Below are 15357 nucleotides of genomic sequence, written 5' to 3'. Positions count from 1 at the left end.
TGTTTCAGAATCTATAATTTCTTTGCAAAGATGCTGAAATAAATTCAGCATGACATTTTTCTACGGTAATCGAAAAAACATTGTTGTAACTGTTAATTCGTCACCTCCTTCTTGTTTCTTTTCGCATTTTTTAATTGTTTTTCCAGTTCTTTTCCTGAAGATGCACGCGGTTTTACAAACGGTGCTATTATTGAATAACCAAGCGGTGCAAGATATAGGGTAAATAACGTAGAAAGACCAAGCCCGCCGAATACTACCCAGCCTATAGAGTTTCTTGCCTCGGCTCCCGGACCTGTGAATAATATCAGCGGAAGGCTACCTATTACGGTAGATGATACGGTCATAATAACAGGACGCAGACGAACCCTTACACCTTCCATAACCGCATCTTCAACGCTCATACCCTCATCACGCATCTGATCCATGAACTCGACAAGCAATATAGCATTCTTGGTCATCAGACCTATAAGCATTACAAGACCTATCTGGCTATAAAGATTCAAGGACTGACCGGTAAGCAGTAATGCAAATACGGCAGCAGCCAGCCCGAAAGGTACTGTAAACATCACTATGGCAGCACTGCCGATACTTTCAAATTGGGCGGAAAGAACTAAAAACACGACCAATAAGGCTATTAAAAAGGTGAGGGCGGTTTCATAAGATGATTCTTCCAAAGTTGCCGACTCGCCAAGCAGTAATAGATTAGTTCCTTGCGGCAGTTCGGTTTTAGCAAGATTTTTAATATCTTCAAGCACGTCACCTATCGTAGTAGCCGGAGGCAATCCGATATCAAGTTCAATGGCACGACGCTGTGCATGTCTGTCCAGTTCCGCCGCCACACCGCTTTCTTTTACATCTATCAGGGAACTAAGCGGAACAAGTTCATCATTAGTGTTAGTAACAAAAATATTCAAAAGATCACCCGGATCGTTTATCACGCCGTTTGCAGAACCTACCATCACAGGAACTGCCTGATCGTTTACGCTCAGGTCAAGCAGATCAAGCTTGTCAACCATAACACGTAAGGTCTGCGATATTCTTTCCATAGGTACTTTTAGGTCATTTGCTCTCTGGCGGTTTATGTTAAAAGAAAGTTCCGGCTGTGAAGTGTCAAACTGGATATTCACATCTTCAATGATAGGTATATTCTCTTTAAGCTTTTGTGCAAAATCGGTTGATTCTGTGTACAAGTCATCATAATTGTTGCCTGTAAGTGCTATCTGGATACCCCTTCCTCCGCCTCTGATATTCAGGCTGCCACGCTGTATAACCCTTACTAAAGCACCGGGCATATCCTTTAACTTATCATTTATCTCAGATGCCAGTTCCATCTGGCTTACATCACGCTCGTCCCAGTGTTTTAAAGTGGCAATCGTATAGGCACGGTTCTTGTCCCAACGACCGACTATGGTGAATATGTCGGTTACAATTCCCTGCTCCTGATAATGAAAAAGTACCTCCTCTACTTTTTGCGACTGCCTGTCTGCATAACTTAACGACGAACCGTCAGGACCTGTGAGTAGTACCTGTATCGAGCCTCTGTCTTCCTTCGGCAGCAGTTCCTGATTCAACAGGAAAAAGCTGAACATGCCTCCTATAGCAACACCTACAGCTATTATCAGGCTTATTATCTTGTGATGTATAAGGGAATTTAACGTCCTGAAATAAAAACCTGCCGATCTATGTCCGAATCTATCAAGTTTTCCTCTTATAGCATCAAGGAACTTATTGCTCTTGGACAGGTTAGGCAGTCTTGAGGTCATCATAGGGCATAAGGTTACGGCTACGAACGAGCTTATTATAACGGCTATGGTAAGCACCAGTCCGAATTCCTTGAACATACGCCCCGTATCACCCGGTAAGAAGGCGATAGGCAAAAATACCGAAACAAGGGTTATAGTGGTAGCTATTACTGCAAAAAATACCTGCTTTGTCCCTATTACAGCCGCAGCCATTTTTTCCATTCCTTCCGATCTTACACGCTGTATGTTCTCTAATACTACTATTGCATCATCTACTATCAGCCCTGTGGCAAGAACTAACGCAAGCAGCGTAAGAAGATTGACGGAAAATCCGAATAGCCATATAGCGGCAAGCGTTCCTATCAACGATATAGGCATGGTAACGGCAGGAATAAGTACGGCTTTAGCCTGCCCTAAGAATACCCCTATTATCAGTAATACTATTAAAATCGAGAATATAAGTGTAAATACGACATCTTTTAAAGCCCCCTTGATGAATATTGCATCGTCAGAGGTTTTGACCAATGTAAAATCCTTTGACCGTTCGTTTATCTCTTTTAAACGTCTGTCAACCTCATTGGCTATATCGATAGTGTTTGAGCCTGCTTGCCTGATTATACCGAGTCCCACTACCATTCTACCGTTTAGAAGCGAATATGATTCCGCCTCCATAGGAGCATAAAAAACCTCACCTACATCACCTATCTGTATGTCACCTCTTATATATAGTTCTTCAACTTTTTCAGGTTTAACAACAGTTGCCTGCGCTCTTACAAGCAGCTCCTGATCGTCAGATTCATAACTACCGGCAGGTACGTCCAGATTTATGGTGCGTAAAGTATCGACCGCGTCAGATACCGAAAGTTTATATCCGGCAAGCAGAGCAGGATCTAATAAAACACGCAAGACTCTCGGCTGGTCACCGTTTAGCATTACATCTGCAACACCTTTTATTGATAAAAATTCAGGGGCAACATCTTTTTCTATACGTTCTGCAAGCTCGTATTTTAAAAGGGTGTCGCTATATGCAGATAGCTGTACAACCGAATCGGCATCGCTATCTGCTTTTATAACCAGAACCTGATCGATATTATCGGGTAATTGTCTTTGTGCACGGCTTACGGCCTCCCTAACATCACTAGCAGCAACGTTTAAGTCAACCGAGCTGTCGAACTCCACACGCATACGCATGTTATTTTCTTCACTTGAGGATTCTATACTCTTTACACCCGATACACGTGATACCGCACCTTCTAATATACTTGTTACTTCCGTATCCATTGTGCCGGGAGAAGCACCGTCATACACTGCACGCACACTTATTATCGGGCGGTCAACGTCAGGCAGTTCCCTTATATCGATTCCGAAAAAGCTAGCAAACCCCGCAAGCATTATAAGAAGGTTGAAGACCGTTATCAATACCGGTCTTCTTACGCCAAGTGCCGTTATGCCTTCGGAAAACTTGCTCAATTTTTTATCTTCTCCTTTAAATTCGCTTATCCTGAACACCGTTTCAGGATATTTAATTTTTTTATATTAGATGCTGAAATAAATTCAGCATGACAATTATAGTATTTCCAAATTTATAGTAAATTAACTATACGACTACACCCGTCATTACCCGAATTTTGTGTAACAAAATTATAGGGTAATCTCACCGAGATCGCCCTATAGTTTCCTACGGAAACTCCGGCGATGACATTATCAATAAAATTTAGAAACACTATAATTTTTTAATTCTTCATACCTATAGTATTTCGCAGGTATAAAACTATTTACTGCCTCCCTATAACCTCAACTTTAGTGTCTGGTCTTAATCTTTGTACTCCCTCTACAACAACTTCCTCGCCCTTTTGCACATCACCTTCGAGCAATACCGTTCCTGCCATGCGGGCTATGACCTGCGTCATAACTTTTTTTGCAAGACCGTCCCTTATCACCCATATGAAAGAGCCGTCACGTCCCCATTGTAATGATATTTCGGGAACGGTAGCGTATTTATTGCCCGGAATATCCCAACGTGTTTTAAAAGACATTCCCGGACGCAGCAAATCACTATCGTTAATTATGCTTGCCCGTGCCATGATCGTTCTGGTAGCGGGATTTAACCTACTTTCCTGTGCGGTTATCATGCCCTTGAACGTAATGCCGTTATGCGAAGGTGTAGTAGCGGTTATTTCCTGTTTTTCCTTAAGGGCATTTTGAAGCTCTCCTGCCAAAGACTCCGGAACCTCAAAATTGATATATATTATGTCACGGTTATCCAGTCCTGTTATCATAGTATCGGGAGTAACCCTATCACCGGGGTCGATATTAGGAATACCGACAACTCCGTCGAAAGGTGCTATTATCTGCCTTTCTTCCAAAGATAATAAGGCTTGTTCAAGCTCAAGACCGGCAGAGTCATAATTTGCCTGTGCCTCATCTACTTCACTTTGAGGAACCGCTCCGTTCTTTACTGCCTTTTGATAGCGGTTTAGAAGCGATTGTGTGTTCTTTAGCCTTACTTTTGCAAGCTTTACCGCAAGACGTTCCTCCCTATCATCTAGTTGTACCAGAACATCTCCTTTATTTACACGCTGCTGCGATTCGAACAAAACCTCCATAACCTCATCGGATATGGCAGGGTGTATATTTGCCGAAAATTGTGCACGACCCGTACCTACCGCTTCAAACACCTTGTCATTTTCCGTAAACTTAATTGTTTGTGTAATAACCTTTACTCTGGGTTTTGCCGCCTCCTGAGCCGCTACATTAAAGCTTAAAGTGACAGCCAACACAAATATCGCTGAAAATAGCGTATTTTTGAAAATATCTGATATTTTTGTTTTAAACATCTAAGCTCGGTTATTTTTATTAAATTTTGAATTTAAGTCATAGCCTAATTTCGTTTATAAATCATTAAATATTGTTAATGATCGGATTATCTGCTTTTTGCAGGCACTTCCGATAATGAAGGCGGAAGCTTACGATTTTCTTCCTCACGGTCTATTAATCTTTTGGCAGGTAACACCGAATCAGGAAGGTCGGCTACGGACGATACGAATCTCATTATGTTGTATTCGGTTTTTGATGTTGGAATATCACCTGCGGCTATTTTCTTATAAAAATCTATGCCGGCAATTGACATAGTGCTATCGGCATTGAGGTTGTAACCTGTTTCCATAGCGTTTTGGGAACGGCTTTTTTCTATTTCTATCCTGCTTTGTATTTGCTTGCGTGTCTTTGCAAGATTATCAAATGATATACTCCTGTCTTCATATAAACTTAATTTAGCTCCGTTTAGACCAAGCAAAGCCCCCTCTGCCTGAACCTGATAATAACCGCATATGTCGTCCACTTTCTTAATAGCCTCATTAACCGTTTTTATGGGAGCGAAAAGATCGGGAGATTTTTCCTTCTTCTCTTTTATTTTCCGAATTATCGACTCTGACAAATCACCTGACGTTTCGGAAAGTATCTGTTGAAATTCACCGATTGTTTCGTTTTTGCTGTCAATAGTACGTCTAATTGCAGCAAATAAGATGTTATTGCTTTCTTCGGTATTATTTGAGGTTTGTGACAAGGACTTGAGTAAATGTGAAAAAACATATGTTTTTATCTGATGAGGTTTTGGAACGATATTTTCATCAGATTCGGTATATTCGGAGTTGTTAGAATTTGCCGCACTGCGTTCATATGCAAAGGCGGTATCAATAGAGTAATCATTATATTTTGTTTCGGGTGACAAACGCTTGTCGGCTATGGCAGTATAATTTACAATTTTTTCTTTTAATGTTTTAGTCTCGGTATCTTCTTCAAGTATCAAATCGGCAATATTACCCGCCTGAATCTGCATACCCATATTTACGAACGAATGCCTGAATTTGCGTAAATTATCAGTTACCGTATTAGTATCTATTTGTTCCGGCTGTTTGGCAGCTTTCGCTTTTTCCCGCTCCCTCAATAGCTGCATTTCCTGTGATATGGCTACGGTTTTATATAAGTAATCCGCCATACCTAAAGCCGTATATGTTTTTCCGGTAATAAGAATATTGCCGTTATTGTTTATGTCATTTACCAGTTTTGAGTATTGAAGCTGTCTTAGTTGCGGAGAACTTATCTGCTCTATTGCCGTGTTCCTATCAATAAAACCTGATATTTCAGGGTTCTGCTCCTTAAATGTATCTAATGCCATTTTCTTTACGGCTCCTGCTACCCTTTGAGGGTATGAGCTTCTTGTAAGATAACTTGAGAATTTACGTAACATAAAAAAATCTTTTTTAAATAGTAGGTTCGGATTTTAAAATCTACAAATTGCAGCATAAAATGAAAATACCAAATACAAAAGAAAAAAATTAAAAAGTTAACTTTTGGTTGTTGTTACATTACAATAATTACAGAAAATCCGGCTTTCATATTTCAAAATGCCGGAAAGTATTCTTGAGTAGGTTTTGAGATCCTGATTATTTTTTCTTTCTACGGTTTAATTCGGGGTTAACTAATTTGAAGCAGCATCCGATAGCAAATGTATATACAAAAGATAGAACAAAGCTAAGAAGCATAACTAAGAAAATATTAGTACCTATAATGATAGAAACGATAACAAAAAAAGATAAAACAAATAATATCAGAGCATCTAATAATATTATTAAACAATAAAAAGGCGAGAGGAGTCCTGCAACCAACCATATTACTTTTATACCGAAGCTTTTTATTGTAGATAATATTTTAAATGTGGTGAAAACGTTATTTTTCTTACCGTATATGCGAAAAACAAGCTTATCATCTACTTCTTTAACTTCGTAAAATTTGCCTTTAATATCATCTTTTTTCATAAGGAAATTATACGATACAAGTGTTAATAAAGTGTTAATTGACAGTTGGATAGATATGTTGTTGCCATGATTTTAGAATGGTTTATATTAGTGGTGTTAGGGGGTAATGGCGGACAGTTTCGGAAAATGAATAAAAGTAGGTATATGAATGACCGATATAGATACGGTTTGGAATGGCTTGGAAATAGAAAAATTTGCCCATGACAATTATCTTTTTTCTATGAGCGGTGATAAGGATGACCGGCTATTATTGAGCTTGCTCGGTATAACTGCTCGGACAGCATTGCCCTTACCATCATATGCGGCCATGTTAGTTTGCCGAAAGATAGTTTGAAGTCTGCCTTTTCAAGAACTTCTTTGCCGTGTCCTGCTGCTCCTCCTATTAAAAAAGCCAGATTGCTGCTGCCTTCATCTTGCCACGTTTTGATTAATGACGCAAACTCTTCGCTTGATAAATTTTTTCCGTTTTCGTCTAGTGCGATAATCTTTGCCGAAGGTTCAACGCTTTGTAATAATAGGGACGCTTCTTTTTCTTTTAGAAGTTCGGGGGGGAGATTTTTTTTATGTTCGAATTCTTTTAGTTCCACATTCCATTTAGTACGCTTTTTGTATTCTTCAAAAAGCTGAAATGTAGCTGACGACCGCTTATCTTTGCCGATAGCGGCAATTAATACCTTCATTTTACGAACCTTTAGTTAACTACAAGCTCGGCTTCAGGCGTGCAAACCGACCACATTTTCTCCAGATTATACATTTGGCGTATTTCCGGTTTGAAAATATGGATTATAATGTCACCTGCATCAACTAGCACCCAATTGCCTTCACTCAAACCCTCAACGCAGGAAACAACGCCTGAGTCGTATTCCTTTATTTGTTGGATTAATTTTTCGGCTAAAAAACTAGAATGTTTACTTGATGTTCCCGATGCTATTACCATAAGATCGGCGATGTCAGATTTTCCATGAAGATCAACAGTTACGATATTTTCGGCTTTGCCGTCTTCAAGGGAGTTCTGAATAAGGCTTTTCAGGTCATTTATGACCGGCTCGAAATTTGCTCTTTTTATAACAACCTCCTAAATTTGAAGTTACACTAACTGTGTAGGTTAATTAATAAAAACCATGTAAAATAGATGTTTATACATCTAACTTATATTATACTACGTTTGGAAAATTCGTACAAAGGTTTTTTTCATTATATTCAATTTTTAGTTTTATTTCTAAGCTTTGTTGAAGATGCGGGGTGCTTTTTTATATCCAAAAAACACCAGCATGGGGGCTTTTTTTGTGTTAGTAAAGATGTGTTCTCTTTTTTTAACAGGCTGTTTTTAAATGATAATGCTGCTTTGCTTTTTAGAGCCTCTTTTTTTTCGTTACCACGGTCAAAAACAGCAATAAGCGTTGTTTCCATAATTTCCTGCCACTTATACCATTTGTCAAAACCAACCAGATTATCAGCTCCCATTAGCCATATAAATATATTTTCAGGATTGCTATTGTGCAGTGCAGCAAGGGTTTCATATGTACGGTTGCTGTTATTTTGTTTTTCAAAATCAGATATTTTTATTCTGTTCCTATAGTCTTTTGTTATATCAATCGCACTGTTAAAGCGATGTTCAAACGGTAACATTTCATCTTTTGGTTTAAGTGGGTTTTGAGGGGATACCAACCACCATATTTCGCCTAAGCCAAGAATTTCCAGAGCCTCAAGGCTGATATGCAAATGTCCTTTATGAGCAGGATTAAACGAGCCTCCTAACAGTCCGATTTTTTTGGTCATATGTAGTCCTTTATACGTCTGCATAATGGTCCTTTTTTATTTATAAGGTGGTTATATATTTAGCAAATTTGAATTTATAGTCCTTTAAATTAACTTCCACCTATTTTAATGTCATCCCCGCCTACGTGCGGGGATCTTCTGTAAATGGCGGTAGATCCCCCTATAATTTGCTTCGCAAATTCGGGGGATGACAACCTAGGGTACGGAAGTTATTTTAAAATCACTATAACTTACTTCACCCTGTCATTTGACGGCATAAATCGTCGAATGACACTAATAAATGAAATATACGATAATAACCTTAACAAGATATTCAGATGTTTAATTGCAAAACTCATCTTTCGTATATCCCTGTATATAAAGCAGTGCTTTTAAATCCGTATATATAATGTTGTGCCGAACCTGCTGTCGTACATGCGGTTTGGCATGGGTAGCTATGCCTAAGCCTGCATTTTGCAGCATCGGCAGGTCATTAGCTCCGTCGCCGACCGCAATTACATCATCATGCTTGATATTCAGTTTGTTAACTATTTTATTTAGTGCGTCAAGTTTACTTCCCGCATCTAAAACAGGCTCAATTACTTTCCCTGTTAACTTGCCGTTTTTAATTTCAAGCACGTTTGCCCTGTTATCATCAAACCCCAACAAATTTTGTATCTTATCGGTAAAGAAGGTAAATCCGCCAGATACCAAAAGGCAATATGAGCCGTTAGCTTTCATAGTTGCCAACAGTTCTTTTGCACCGGGCATAGGGGTGATGTGGTTTTCATACACTTCTTGTAATTTAGATTCATCAAGGTCTTTTAATAGCGAAACTCTCCGGCGTAATGAGTCGCTAAAATCAAGTTCGCCATTCATTGTTTTTTGCGTAATAGCTGCTATCTTATCTTTCATTCCCAGTTTATCGGCAACCTCATCTATGCATTCTTGTTGTATGATGGTGGAGTCCATATCCGAGATAAGCAATTTTTTGCGACGGTTATTATTTTCTCCGACTATATAGTCAACTTCAATACCTTCTAGCTTGTCGGCTAAAATATTCCTTGCGGTATCTACGTCCAACTCATCAAAAAGGATATCGCATGCCTCATTTTCGGCAAGCCATGACAGGTTTATTATTTTACCGCCTTTTTTCTCTAATGATATGAAAGCTTTGTTAATTATGGCTTCATCAAGTTTTTGTTTAGGATAATTTGTAATTAATGTCACAACGTTCTGCATAGTTACTCTGATTTTTAATTTAATCAATAAATGTACAATTGTTTTTTTTTAAGATATATAAACCTAAATATAACAAAAATATACTATAAGATTTGTATTTATGGAAATTGACACAAGCTGTTTAAAAAAATCCTTGAGAATTTTGAGGTGATACAGATTGCAAAGAAATAAACCTGTCATCATTTTATTCGGTCCCACTGCAAGCGGCAAATCTTCTTTGGCTATGTCCGTAGCAAGTAAGATAGATGCCGTCATTATTAATTGTGATTCCAAGCAGTTATATAAAGAAATACCGATTATTACCGCCCAGCCGACAGAAGATGAGAAAAACCTGATTCCGCACGAGATGTACGGCGTTATATCGGTGTCGGAGCATTGTTCGGTAGGGCGTTGGCTGGACATGGTAAAGCCTGTTATCGAACGGGCGTGGGCAAAAGGAAAGATTCCCATGCTGGTGGGCGGTACGGGAATGTATATAAAGTATCTGACCCAAGGTATTCCGCAAATGCCCGATATAGAAGAGAAAATTAGGCAGCAGGTGAGGCGGCTGGTGTCTAAAGAAGGAAGTGAAGCGGTTTATGCAAAGCTTGATGATGTTATGCGTCAAAAGCTTGAACCTAGTGACAGGCAAAGGGTAGCAAGGGCGTATGAGGTATTGCTGCAAACAGGTGAATCATTAGCATACTGGCAGGAGCAACCGACAATTCCGGTTTTTAATGATGCGGCTTATCATAAATTCTTTTTAAGCCCTGATAGGCAAAAGGTTTATGAAAATTGTAATACACGCTTTGATAAAATGATAGGGGAGGGCGTTTTAGGAGAAATGGAGAGTTTGCAAAAGATGAACCTTTCAGAGGAACTGCCTTCCATGAAATCACACGGAGTGCCTGAATTATTAGCTTATTTAAAAGGTGATATGACCATTGAAGATGCCGTAGAGCAAGCAAAAAAAAACACAAGGCATTATATAAAAAGGCAGTTTACATGGTTTAGGGGGCAGATGAGTGATGCATACGCATTAAAAAGTGCTAGCCCTGAAAATGAAATGATTAGTGTTTTGAATGATAATTTATAAGTAAACTACCACGCAGCAAGCTACGGGGTTATATAGTTTAGTTGCAAGTAGCGAGTTGCAAGTGATGCCTGACTTAAGATGCAACTTACAACTTACAACTTGCAACTTAAATTATACGAAGCAAGCTTCGAGAAATTAAATCTGAAAGAGATTAAAAATACTAGCTGCAACCGTACTTTTGGTGTAATAAATAAATTCATGTGTAAAAAAGTGAAAATTATCCTTGACGATTGTGCATACAATCATTAATATGCGCCCTCCTTCCAAATAGGTTTTTGGGAGTACTGTGTCAATATGTGTGGAATTTTGGAATTTATTTAGGAGATATATGCCAACTATTAACCAGCTAGTTCGTAAGCCTCGTAGACCTAAGAGAGTAATCAATAAGGTGCCGGCTTTACAAGGAAACCCTCAAAAAAGAGGTGTTTGTGTGCGTGTTTATACGACAACCCCTAAGAAGCCTAACTCGGCTTTGCGTAAGGTTGCTCGTGTGCGTTTGTCTAACGGTTATGAGGTGACTGCATATATCCCGGGTGAGGGACACAATCTACAGGAACACAGTGTGGTTGTTATACGTGGTGGTCGTGTTAAAGACTTACCGGGTGTTCGTTATCATATTATTCGCGGTACGCTTGATACTCAAGGTGTTAAAGACCGTAAGCAGCGTCGTTCGAAATATGGTGCGAAGAGACCTAAATAGTATATTTTTAGAATTTTTTAGAGAAGAGTTGAATTATGTCACGACGTCATGCTGCACCGAAGCGTAAGATTTTACCGGACGCTAAATACGGTAATGAGGTAGTATCTAAGTTTATAAATTGTTTGATGAAAGCAGGTAAAAAATCTGTTGCTGAAAAAGCTATTTATGAGGCTTTGATTGAAATCGAATCAAAATTAAAGCAAAATCCATTGGAAGTTTTCCTTGAGGCTATTGATAATGTTAAGCCTACCGTTGAAGTTCGTTCACGCCGTGTAGGTGGTGCTACTTATCAGGTTCCTACCGAAGTAAGACCGGAACGCAGAAGGGCACTTGCTATTAAATGGATAATTGAAGCTGCCAGAAAGCGTAAAGAGAAAATTATCTCGCTAAAGCTTGCCGGAGAAATTATCGATTCTTACAAAAAGCAGGGTGAGTCGATTAAGAAAAGAGAGAATACTCACAAAATGGCGGAAGCAAATAAAGCTTTTGCACACTACCGTTGGTAATAAATTAGTTTAACGGTGAAATTGAAAAATAGTAGAATTGTAAGTTTAAAAAATAATTTTATGATGGTAATTAGCTAAATTAATATGTAGATAAGTTGTACGTTATAATCAATATAAGTAAAACTTTTTCTATTTAACGATTTAACTATTTTGACCATTTAACTGGATAGAGGAAGACATGGCAAGACAGACACCTTTAGAGCATTATCGTAACATAGGTATAATGGCACATATTGATGCGGGTAAAACTACGACTACCGAGCGTATTTTGTACTATACCGGTAAATCTCACAAGATAGGTGAGGTGCATGACGGTGCTGCAACTATGGACTGGATGGAACAGGAGCAAGAGCGTGGTATTACCATTACTTCAGCCGCTACCACATGTTTTTGGAAGGGGCCGGACGACGGCAAGACTTACCGTATAAATATTATTGATACTCCCGGACACGTTGACTTCACTATTGAAGTTGAGCGTTCTTTGAGGGTTTTAGACGGTGCTGTTGCGGTATTTGACGGTGTGGCAGGTGTTGAGCCTCAGTCTGAGACCGTATGGCGTCAGGCTGATAAGTACGGCGTTCCTCGTATGTGTTTCGTTAATAAGCTTGACAGAACAGGAGCAGACTTCTTCATGTGTGTGGGTATGATAAAAGACAGGTTGGGTGCAAATCCTCTTGTTCTGCAAATCCCTGTGGGTACTGAAGATAAATTAAAAGGTATAATTGACCTTGTGAAAATGAAAGCGGCTATATGGGAAGATGAAAGCCTTGGTGCAAATTATAAATATGTAGATATTCCGAGCGACCTGCAAGCTCAGGCTGAAGAATACAGGGACAAATTACTTGAAACGGCATCTGAAGCTGATGATGCCTTGATGGAAAAATATTTAGGCGGTGAGGAAGTTTCGGAAAAAGAGCTTAAGGCTGCTATACGTAAAGGTACTCTTGACGGAGTATTTGTTCCGGTAGTATGCGGTTCTGCGTTTAAAAATAAAGGTGTTCAGCCTTTACTTGATGCCGTTGTTGATTTCTTGCCTGCACCGATTGATGTTCCGGCAATAAAAGGTGTTGATGCTAAAGACGAAGAAAAAGCAATCGTCCGTAAAAGCTCTGATGAGGAGTCTTTCTCTGCACTTGCATTTAAGATTATGAATGACCCTTTTGTAGGCTCGCTTACCTTCTGCCGTATATATTCTGGGGTTCTTTCAGGCGGTGAGACGGTTATTAACTCTACAAAAGATAAAAAAGAGCGTATAGGGCGTATGTTGTTGATGCACTCAAATTCACGTGAGGACATTAAAGAGGCACGTGCCGGAGATATTGTGGCGATTGCAGGTCTTAAAGCTACTACAACAGGTGATACCTTGTGTGACCCTAAATCTGCCGTTATTCTGGAAAGAATGGAGTTCCCGATTCCGGTTATCGAAGTGGCAGTTGAGCCTAAAACTAAAGCCGATCAGGAAAAAATGGGACTTGCTATTTCCCGTCTTGTTGCCGAAGACCCGTCTTTACAGGTTGAAACTGATGAAGAAAGCGGTCAGACGGTGTTAAAAGGTATGGGTGAGCTTCACCTTGAGATTATCATTGACCGTATGAAGCGTGAGTTCGGAGTGGACGCAAATATAGGTGCTCCTCAGGTAGCGTATAGAGAAACTATTACAAAACCTTATGAGATAGTTTACCAGCACAAAAAGCAGTCGGGCGGTGCAGGGCAATATGCGAAAGTTAAGATTAATTTCGAGCCTTTAGAGCCGGGTTCAGGATTCCAGTTCCTAGATACTGTGGTTGGCGGTAACATTCCTAAAGAGTACATACCTGCTGTACAAAAAGGTATTGAAATGATAAAAGAAGGCGGTATATTAGCAGGCTTTCCGATGACTGACTTTAAGGCTACGTTAATAGACGGTTCTTACCACGATGTCGACTCCAGTAGTTTGGCATTCGAAATTGCGGCTAAAGCTGCGTATAAAGAAGCGTGTGCACAAGCCGGTCCGGTACTGTTAGAGCCGATGATGAGGGTGGAAGTTGTCACGCCGGATGATTATACGGGTGATATTATAGGTGATTTAAATAGTAGACGCGGTCAGGTAGGCGGAATGGAACCAAGAGGAAATGCACAGGTGATAAATGCACTTGTACCGTTATCTTCTATGTTCGGTTATGTGAATACTTTGCGTTCTATGTCACAAGGCAGAGCGCAGTTTACAATGCACTTTGAAAGTTATGCTCAGGTGCCTCAACAGGTAGCTGAAGAAATAAAAGCCAAAGTTGCATAAAATTTTTAGGATTAATTTTAACATCTAAATAAAAGAGGAAAGAAGGATGTCTAAGGAGAAATTTGCACGTACAAAGCCGCATTGTAATATCGGAACGATAGGTCACGTTGACCATGGTAAGACCAGTTTGACAGCGGCAATCACGAAGTTTTTCGGTGAGTACAGGGCTTATGATTCAATTGATAACGCCCCTGAGGAAAGAGAGCGTGGAATCACTATAGCGACTGCTCACGTTGAGTATGAGACGGAAGCCCGTCATTATGCCCACGTTGACTGTCCGGGACACGCGGACTATGTAAAGAATATGATAACGGGTGCTGCCCAGATGGACGGAGCGATATTGGTTTGTTCGGCGGCTGACGGTCCTATGCCTCAGACACGTGAGCATATCCTTCTTGCTCGTCAGGTCGGTGTACCTGCGATAGTGGTATTTTTGAATAAGGTTGATCAGGTTGACGATGAAGAATTGTTGGAGCTTGTTGAGATGGAAGTTCGTGAGTTGTTATCTTCATATGAGTTCCCCGGTGATGATATCCCTGTAGTAAAAGGTTCTGCCCTTGCAGCGTTAGAGGATACTAAGCCTGAGATAGGTGAGAATGCGGTTCGTGCATTGATGAAAGCGGTTGATGAGTACATTCCTCAGCCTGAGCGTCCGATAGACGGAAATTTCATTATGCCGATTGAGGATGTATTTAGTATTTCCGGTCGTGGTACTGTAGTAACGGGTCGTATTGAGCGTGGAGTTGTCAACGTAGGCGACGAGATGGAGATAGTAGGGATAAAAGATACTTTGAAAACCACTTGTACCGGAGTTGAGATGTTCCGTAAGCTTCTAGACAGAGGTGAGGCAGGAGATAACGTAGGAGTTCTTCTTCGCGGAACTAAGCGTGAGGAAGTTGAGCGTGGTCAGGTTTTGGCTAAGCCGGGTTCTATCACTCCGCACACTAAGTTTGAAGCTGAGATATATGTTTTGAGTAAAGATGAAGGTGGTCGTCATACTCCGTTCTTCGCAAATTACCGTCCGCAATTTTACTTCCGTACGACGGACGTAACCGGAACAGTGATATTGCCGGAAGGTACAGAGATGATTATGCCGGGAGATAATGCTAAGCTAACGGTAGAGCTTATAGCTCCTATCGCAATGGATGAGGGCTTACGCTTCGCAATCCGTGAAGGTGGTAGAACCGTTGGTGCAGGTGTTGTGGCTAAAATTGTTAAATAATTGTTTGATGTCGGCGGGAA

General features: G+C 40.1%; 13 protein-coding genes. 5 read left to right on the top strand and 8 right to left on the bottom strand.

The window, feature by feature from the left end; all coding sequences use genetic code 11:
• Nucleotides 1–92: 92 nt before the first annotated feature.
• From O2942_10965 to serB, 8 genes are all read right to left on the bottom strand, one after another.
• A complete protein-coding gene (locus O2942_10965) occupies nucleotides 93–3212 on the bottom strand; it encodes an efflux RND transporter permease subunit (GenBank protein MDA0782769.1) in 3120 nt (1039 codons plus the stop codon).
• A 305-nt stretch (nucleotides 3213–3517) separates the two neighbouring features.
• Nucleotides 3518–4579 carry an efflux RND transporter periplasmic adaptor subunit gene (locus O2942_10960; protein MDA0782768.1) on the bottom strand — a complete coding sequence of 354 codons (1062 nt, stop codon included), beginning with the start codon at nucleotides 4577–4579 and terminating at the stop codon, nucleotides 3518–3520.
• 86 nt (nucleotides 4580–4665) lie between these two features.
• On the bottom strand, nucleotides 4666–5991 hold the full coding sequence (locus O2942_10955; GenBank protein ID MDA0782767.1) for a hypothetical protein: 1326 nt from the start codon (nucleotides 5989–5991) through the stop codon (nucleotides 4666–4668).
• 196 nt (nucleotides 5992–6187) lie between these two features.
• Complete coding sequence (locus tag O2942_10950) at nucleotides 6188–6559, bottom strand: hypothetical protein (GenBank protein MDA0782766.1); 372 nt, start codon at nucleotides 6557–6559, stop codon at nucleotides 6188–6190.
• A 218-nt stretch (nucleotides 6560–6777) separates the two neighbouring features.
• On the bottom strand, nucleotides 6778–7239 hold the full coding sequence (locus O2942_10945) for a 23S rRNA (pseudouridine(1915)-N(3))-methyltransferase RlmH (GenBank protein MDA0782765.1): 462 nt from the start codon (nucleotides 7237–7239) through the stop codon (nucleotides 6778–6780).
• 11 nt (nucleotides 7240–7250) lie between these two features.
• Nucleotides 7251–7577: a ribosome silencing factor gene (gene rsfS, locus O2942_10940; protein MDA0782764.1), complete on the bottom strand. Its 327-nt coding sequence runs from the start codon at nucleotides 7575–7577 to the stop codon at nucleotides 7251–7253.
• 182 nt (nucleotides 7578–7759) lie between these two features.
• A complete protein-coding gene (gene nadD, locus O2942_10935; protein MDA0782763.1) occupies nucleotides 7760–8338 on the bottom strand; it encodes a nicotinate (nicotinamide) nucleotide adenylyltransferase in 579 nt (192 codons plus the stop codon).
• A gap of 321 nt (nucleotides 8339–8659) precedes the next feature.
• Nucleotides 8660–9559 (bottom strand): phosphoserine phosphatase SerB, encoded by a 900-nt coding sequence (gene serB / locus O2942_10930; GenBank protein ID MDA0782762.1) that lies wholly within the window; start codon nucleotides 9557–9559, stop codon nucleotides 8660–8662.
• 157 nt (nucleotides 9560–9716) lie between these two features.
• On the opposite strand from serB, the gene miaA reads away from it, so the two are divergent.
• The 5 genes from miaA to tuf all read left to right on the top strand — a co-directional run bounded on the left by miaA (nucleotide 9717) and on the right by tuf (nucleotide 15337).
• On the top strand, nucleotides 9717–10634 hold the full coding sequence (gene miaA / locus O2942_10925; protein MDA0782761.1) for a tRNA (adenosine(37)-N6)-dimethylallyltransferase MiaA: 918 nt from the start codon (nucleotides 9717–9719) through the stop codon (nucleotides 10632–10634).
• 328 nt (nucleotides 10635–10962) lie between these two features.
• On the top strand, nucleotides 10963–11334 hold the full coding sequence (gene rpsL / locus O2942_10920) for a 30S ribosomal protein S12 (GenBank protein ID MDA0782760.1): 372 nt from the start codon (nucleotides 10963–10965) through the stop codon (nucleotides 11332–11334).
• Between the two features lie 35 nt (nucleotides 11335–11369).
• Nucleotides 11370–11840 carry a 30S ribosomal protein S7 gene (gene rpsG / locus O2942_10915; GenBank protein MDA0782759.1) on the top strand — a complete coding sequence of 157 codons (471 nt, stop codon included), beginning with the start codon at nucleotides 11370–11372 and terminating at the stop codon, nucleotides 11838–11840.
• A gap of 178 nt (nucleotides 11841–12018) precedes the next feature.
• Nucleotides 12019–14115 (top strand): elongation factor G, encoded by a 2097-nt coding sequence (gene fusA / locus O2942_10910; GenBank protein ID MDA0782758.1) that lies wholly within the window; start codon nucleotides 12019–12021, stop codon nucleotides 14113–14115.
• A 46-nt stretch (nucleotides 14116–14161) separates the two neighbouring features.
• A complete protein-coding gene (tuf, locus tag O2942_10905) occupies nucleotides 14162–15337 on the top strand; it encodes an elongation factor Tu (GenBank protein ID MDA0782757.1) in 1176 nt (391 codons plus the stop codon).
• The last annotated feature ends 20 nt before the right edge of the window (nucleotides 15338–15357 follow it).

Source organism: Pseudomonadota bacterium, assembly GCA_027620075.1.
Lineage (GTDB): Bacteria > Pseudomonadota > Alphaproteobacteria > Rickettsiales > UBA6187 > 1-14-0-20-39-49.
Note: the sequence above shows the minus strand (reverse complement) of the source record. Positions and strands in the feature narration are given on the sequence as shown.

Coding starts and splice junctions, on each gene's coding strand:
- fusA (MDA0782758.1), top strand. CDS start 12,019: ATGGCAAGACAGACACCTTTAGAGCATTATCGTAACATAGGTATAATG.
- O2942_10945 (MDA0782765.1), bottom strand. CDS start 7,239: ATGAAGGTATTAATTGCCGCTATCGGCAAAGATAAGCGGTCGTCAGCT.
- tuf (MDA0782757.1), top strand. CDS start 14,162: ATGTCTAAGGAGAAATTTGCACGTACAAAGCCGCATTGTAATATCGGA.
- O2942_10960 (MDA0782768.1), bottom strand. CDS start 4,579: ATGTTTAAAACAAAAATATCAGATATTTTCAAAAATACGCTATTTTCA.
- nadD (MDA0782763.1), bottom strand. CDS start 8,338: ATGACCAAAAAAATCGGACTGTTAGGAGGCTCGTTTAATCCTGCTCAT.
- rpsG (MDA0782759.1), top strand. CDS start 11,370: ATGTCACGACGTCATGCTGCACCGAAGCGTAAGATTTTACCGGACGCT.
- O2942_10955 (MDA0782767.1), bottom strand. CDS start 5,991: ATGTTACGTAAATTCTCAAGTTATCTTACAAGAAGCTCATACCCTCAA.
- O2942_10950 (MDA0782766.1), bottom strand. CDS start 6,559: ATGAAAAAAGATGATATTAAAGGCAAATTTTACGAAGTTAAAGAAGTA.
- rpsL (MDA0782760.1), top strand. CDS start 10,963: ATGCCAACTATTAACCAGCTAGTTCGTAAGCCTCGTAGACCTAAGAGA.
- serB (MDA0782762.1), bottom strand. CDS start 9,559: ATGCAGAACGTTGTGACATTAATTACAAATTATCCTAAACAAAAACTT.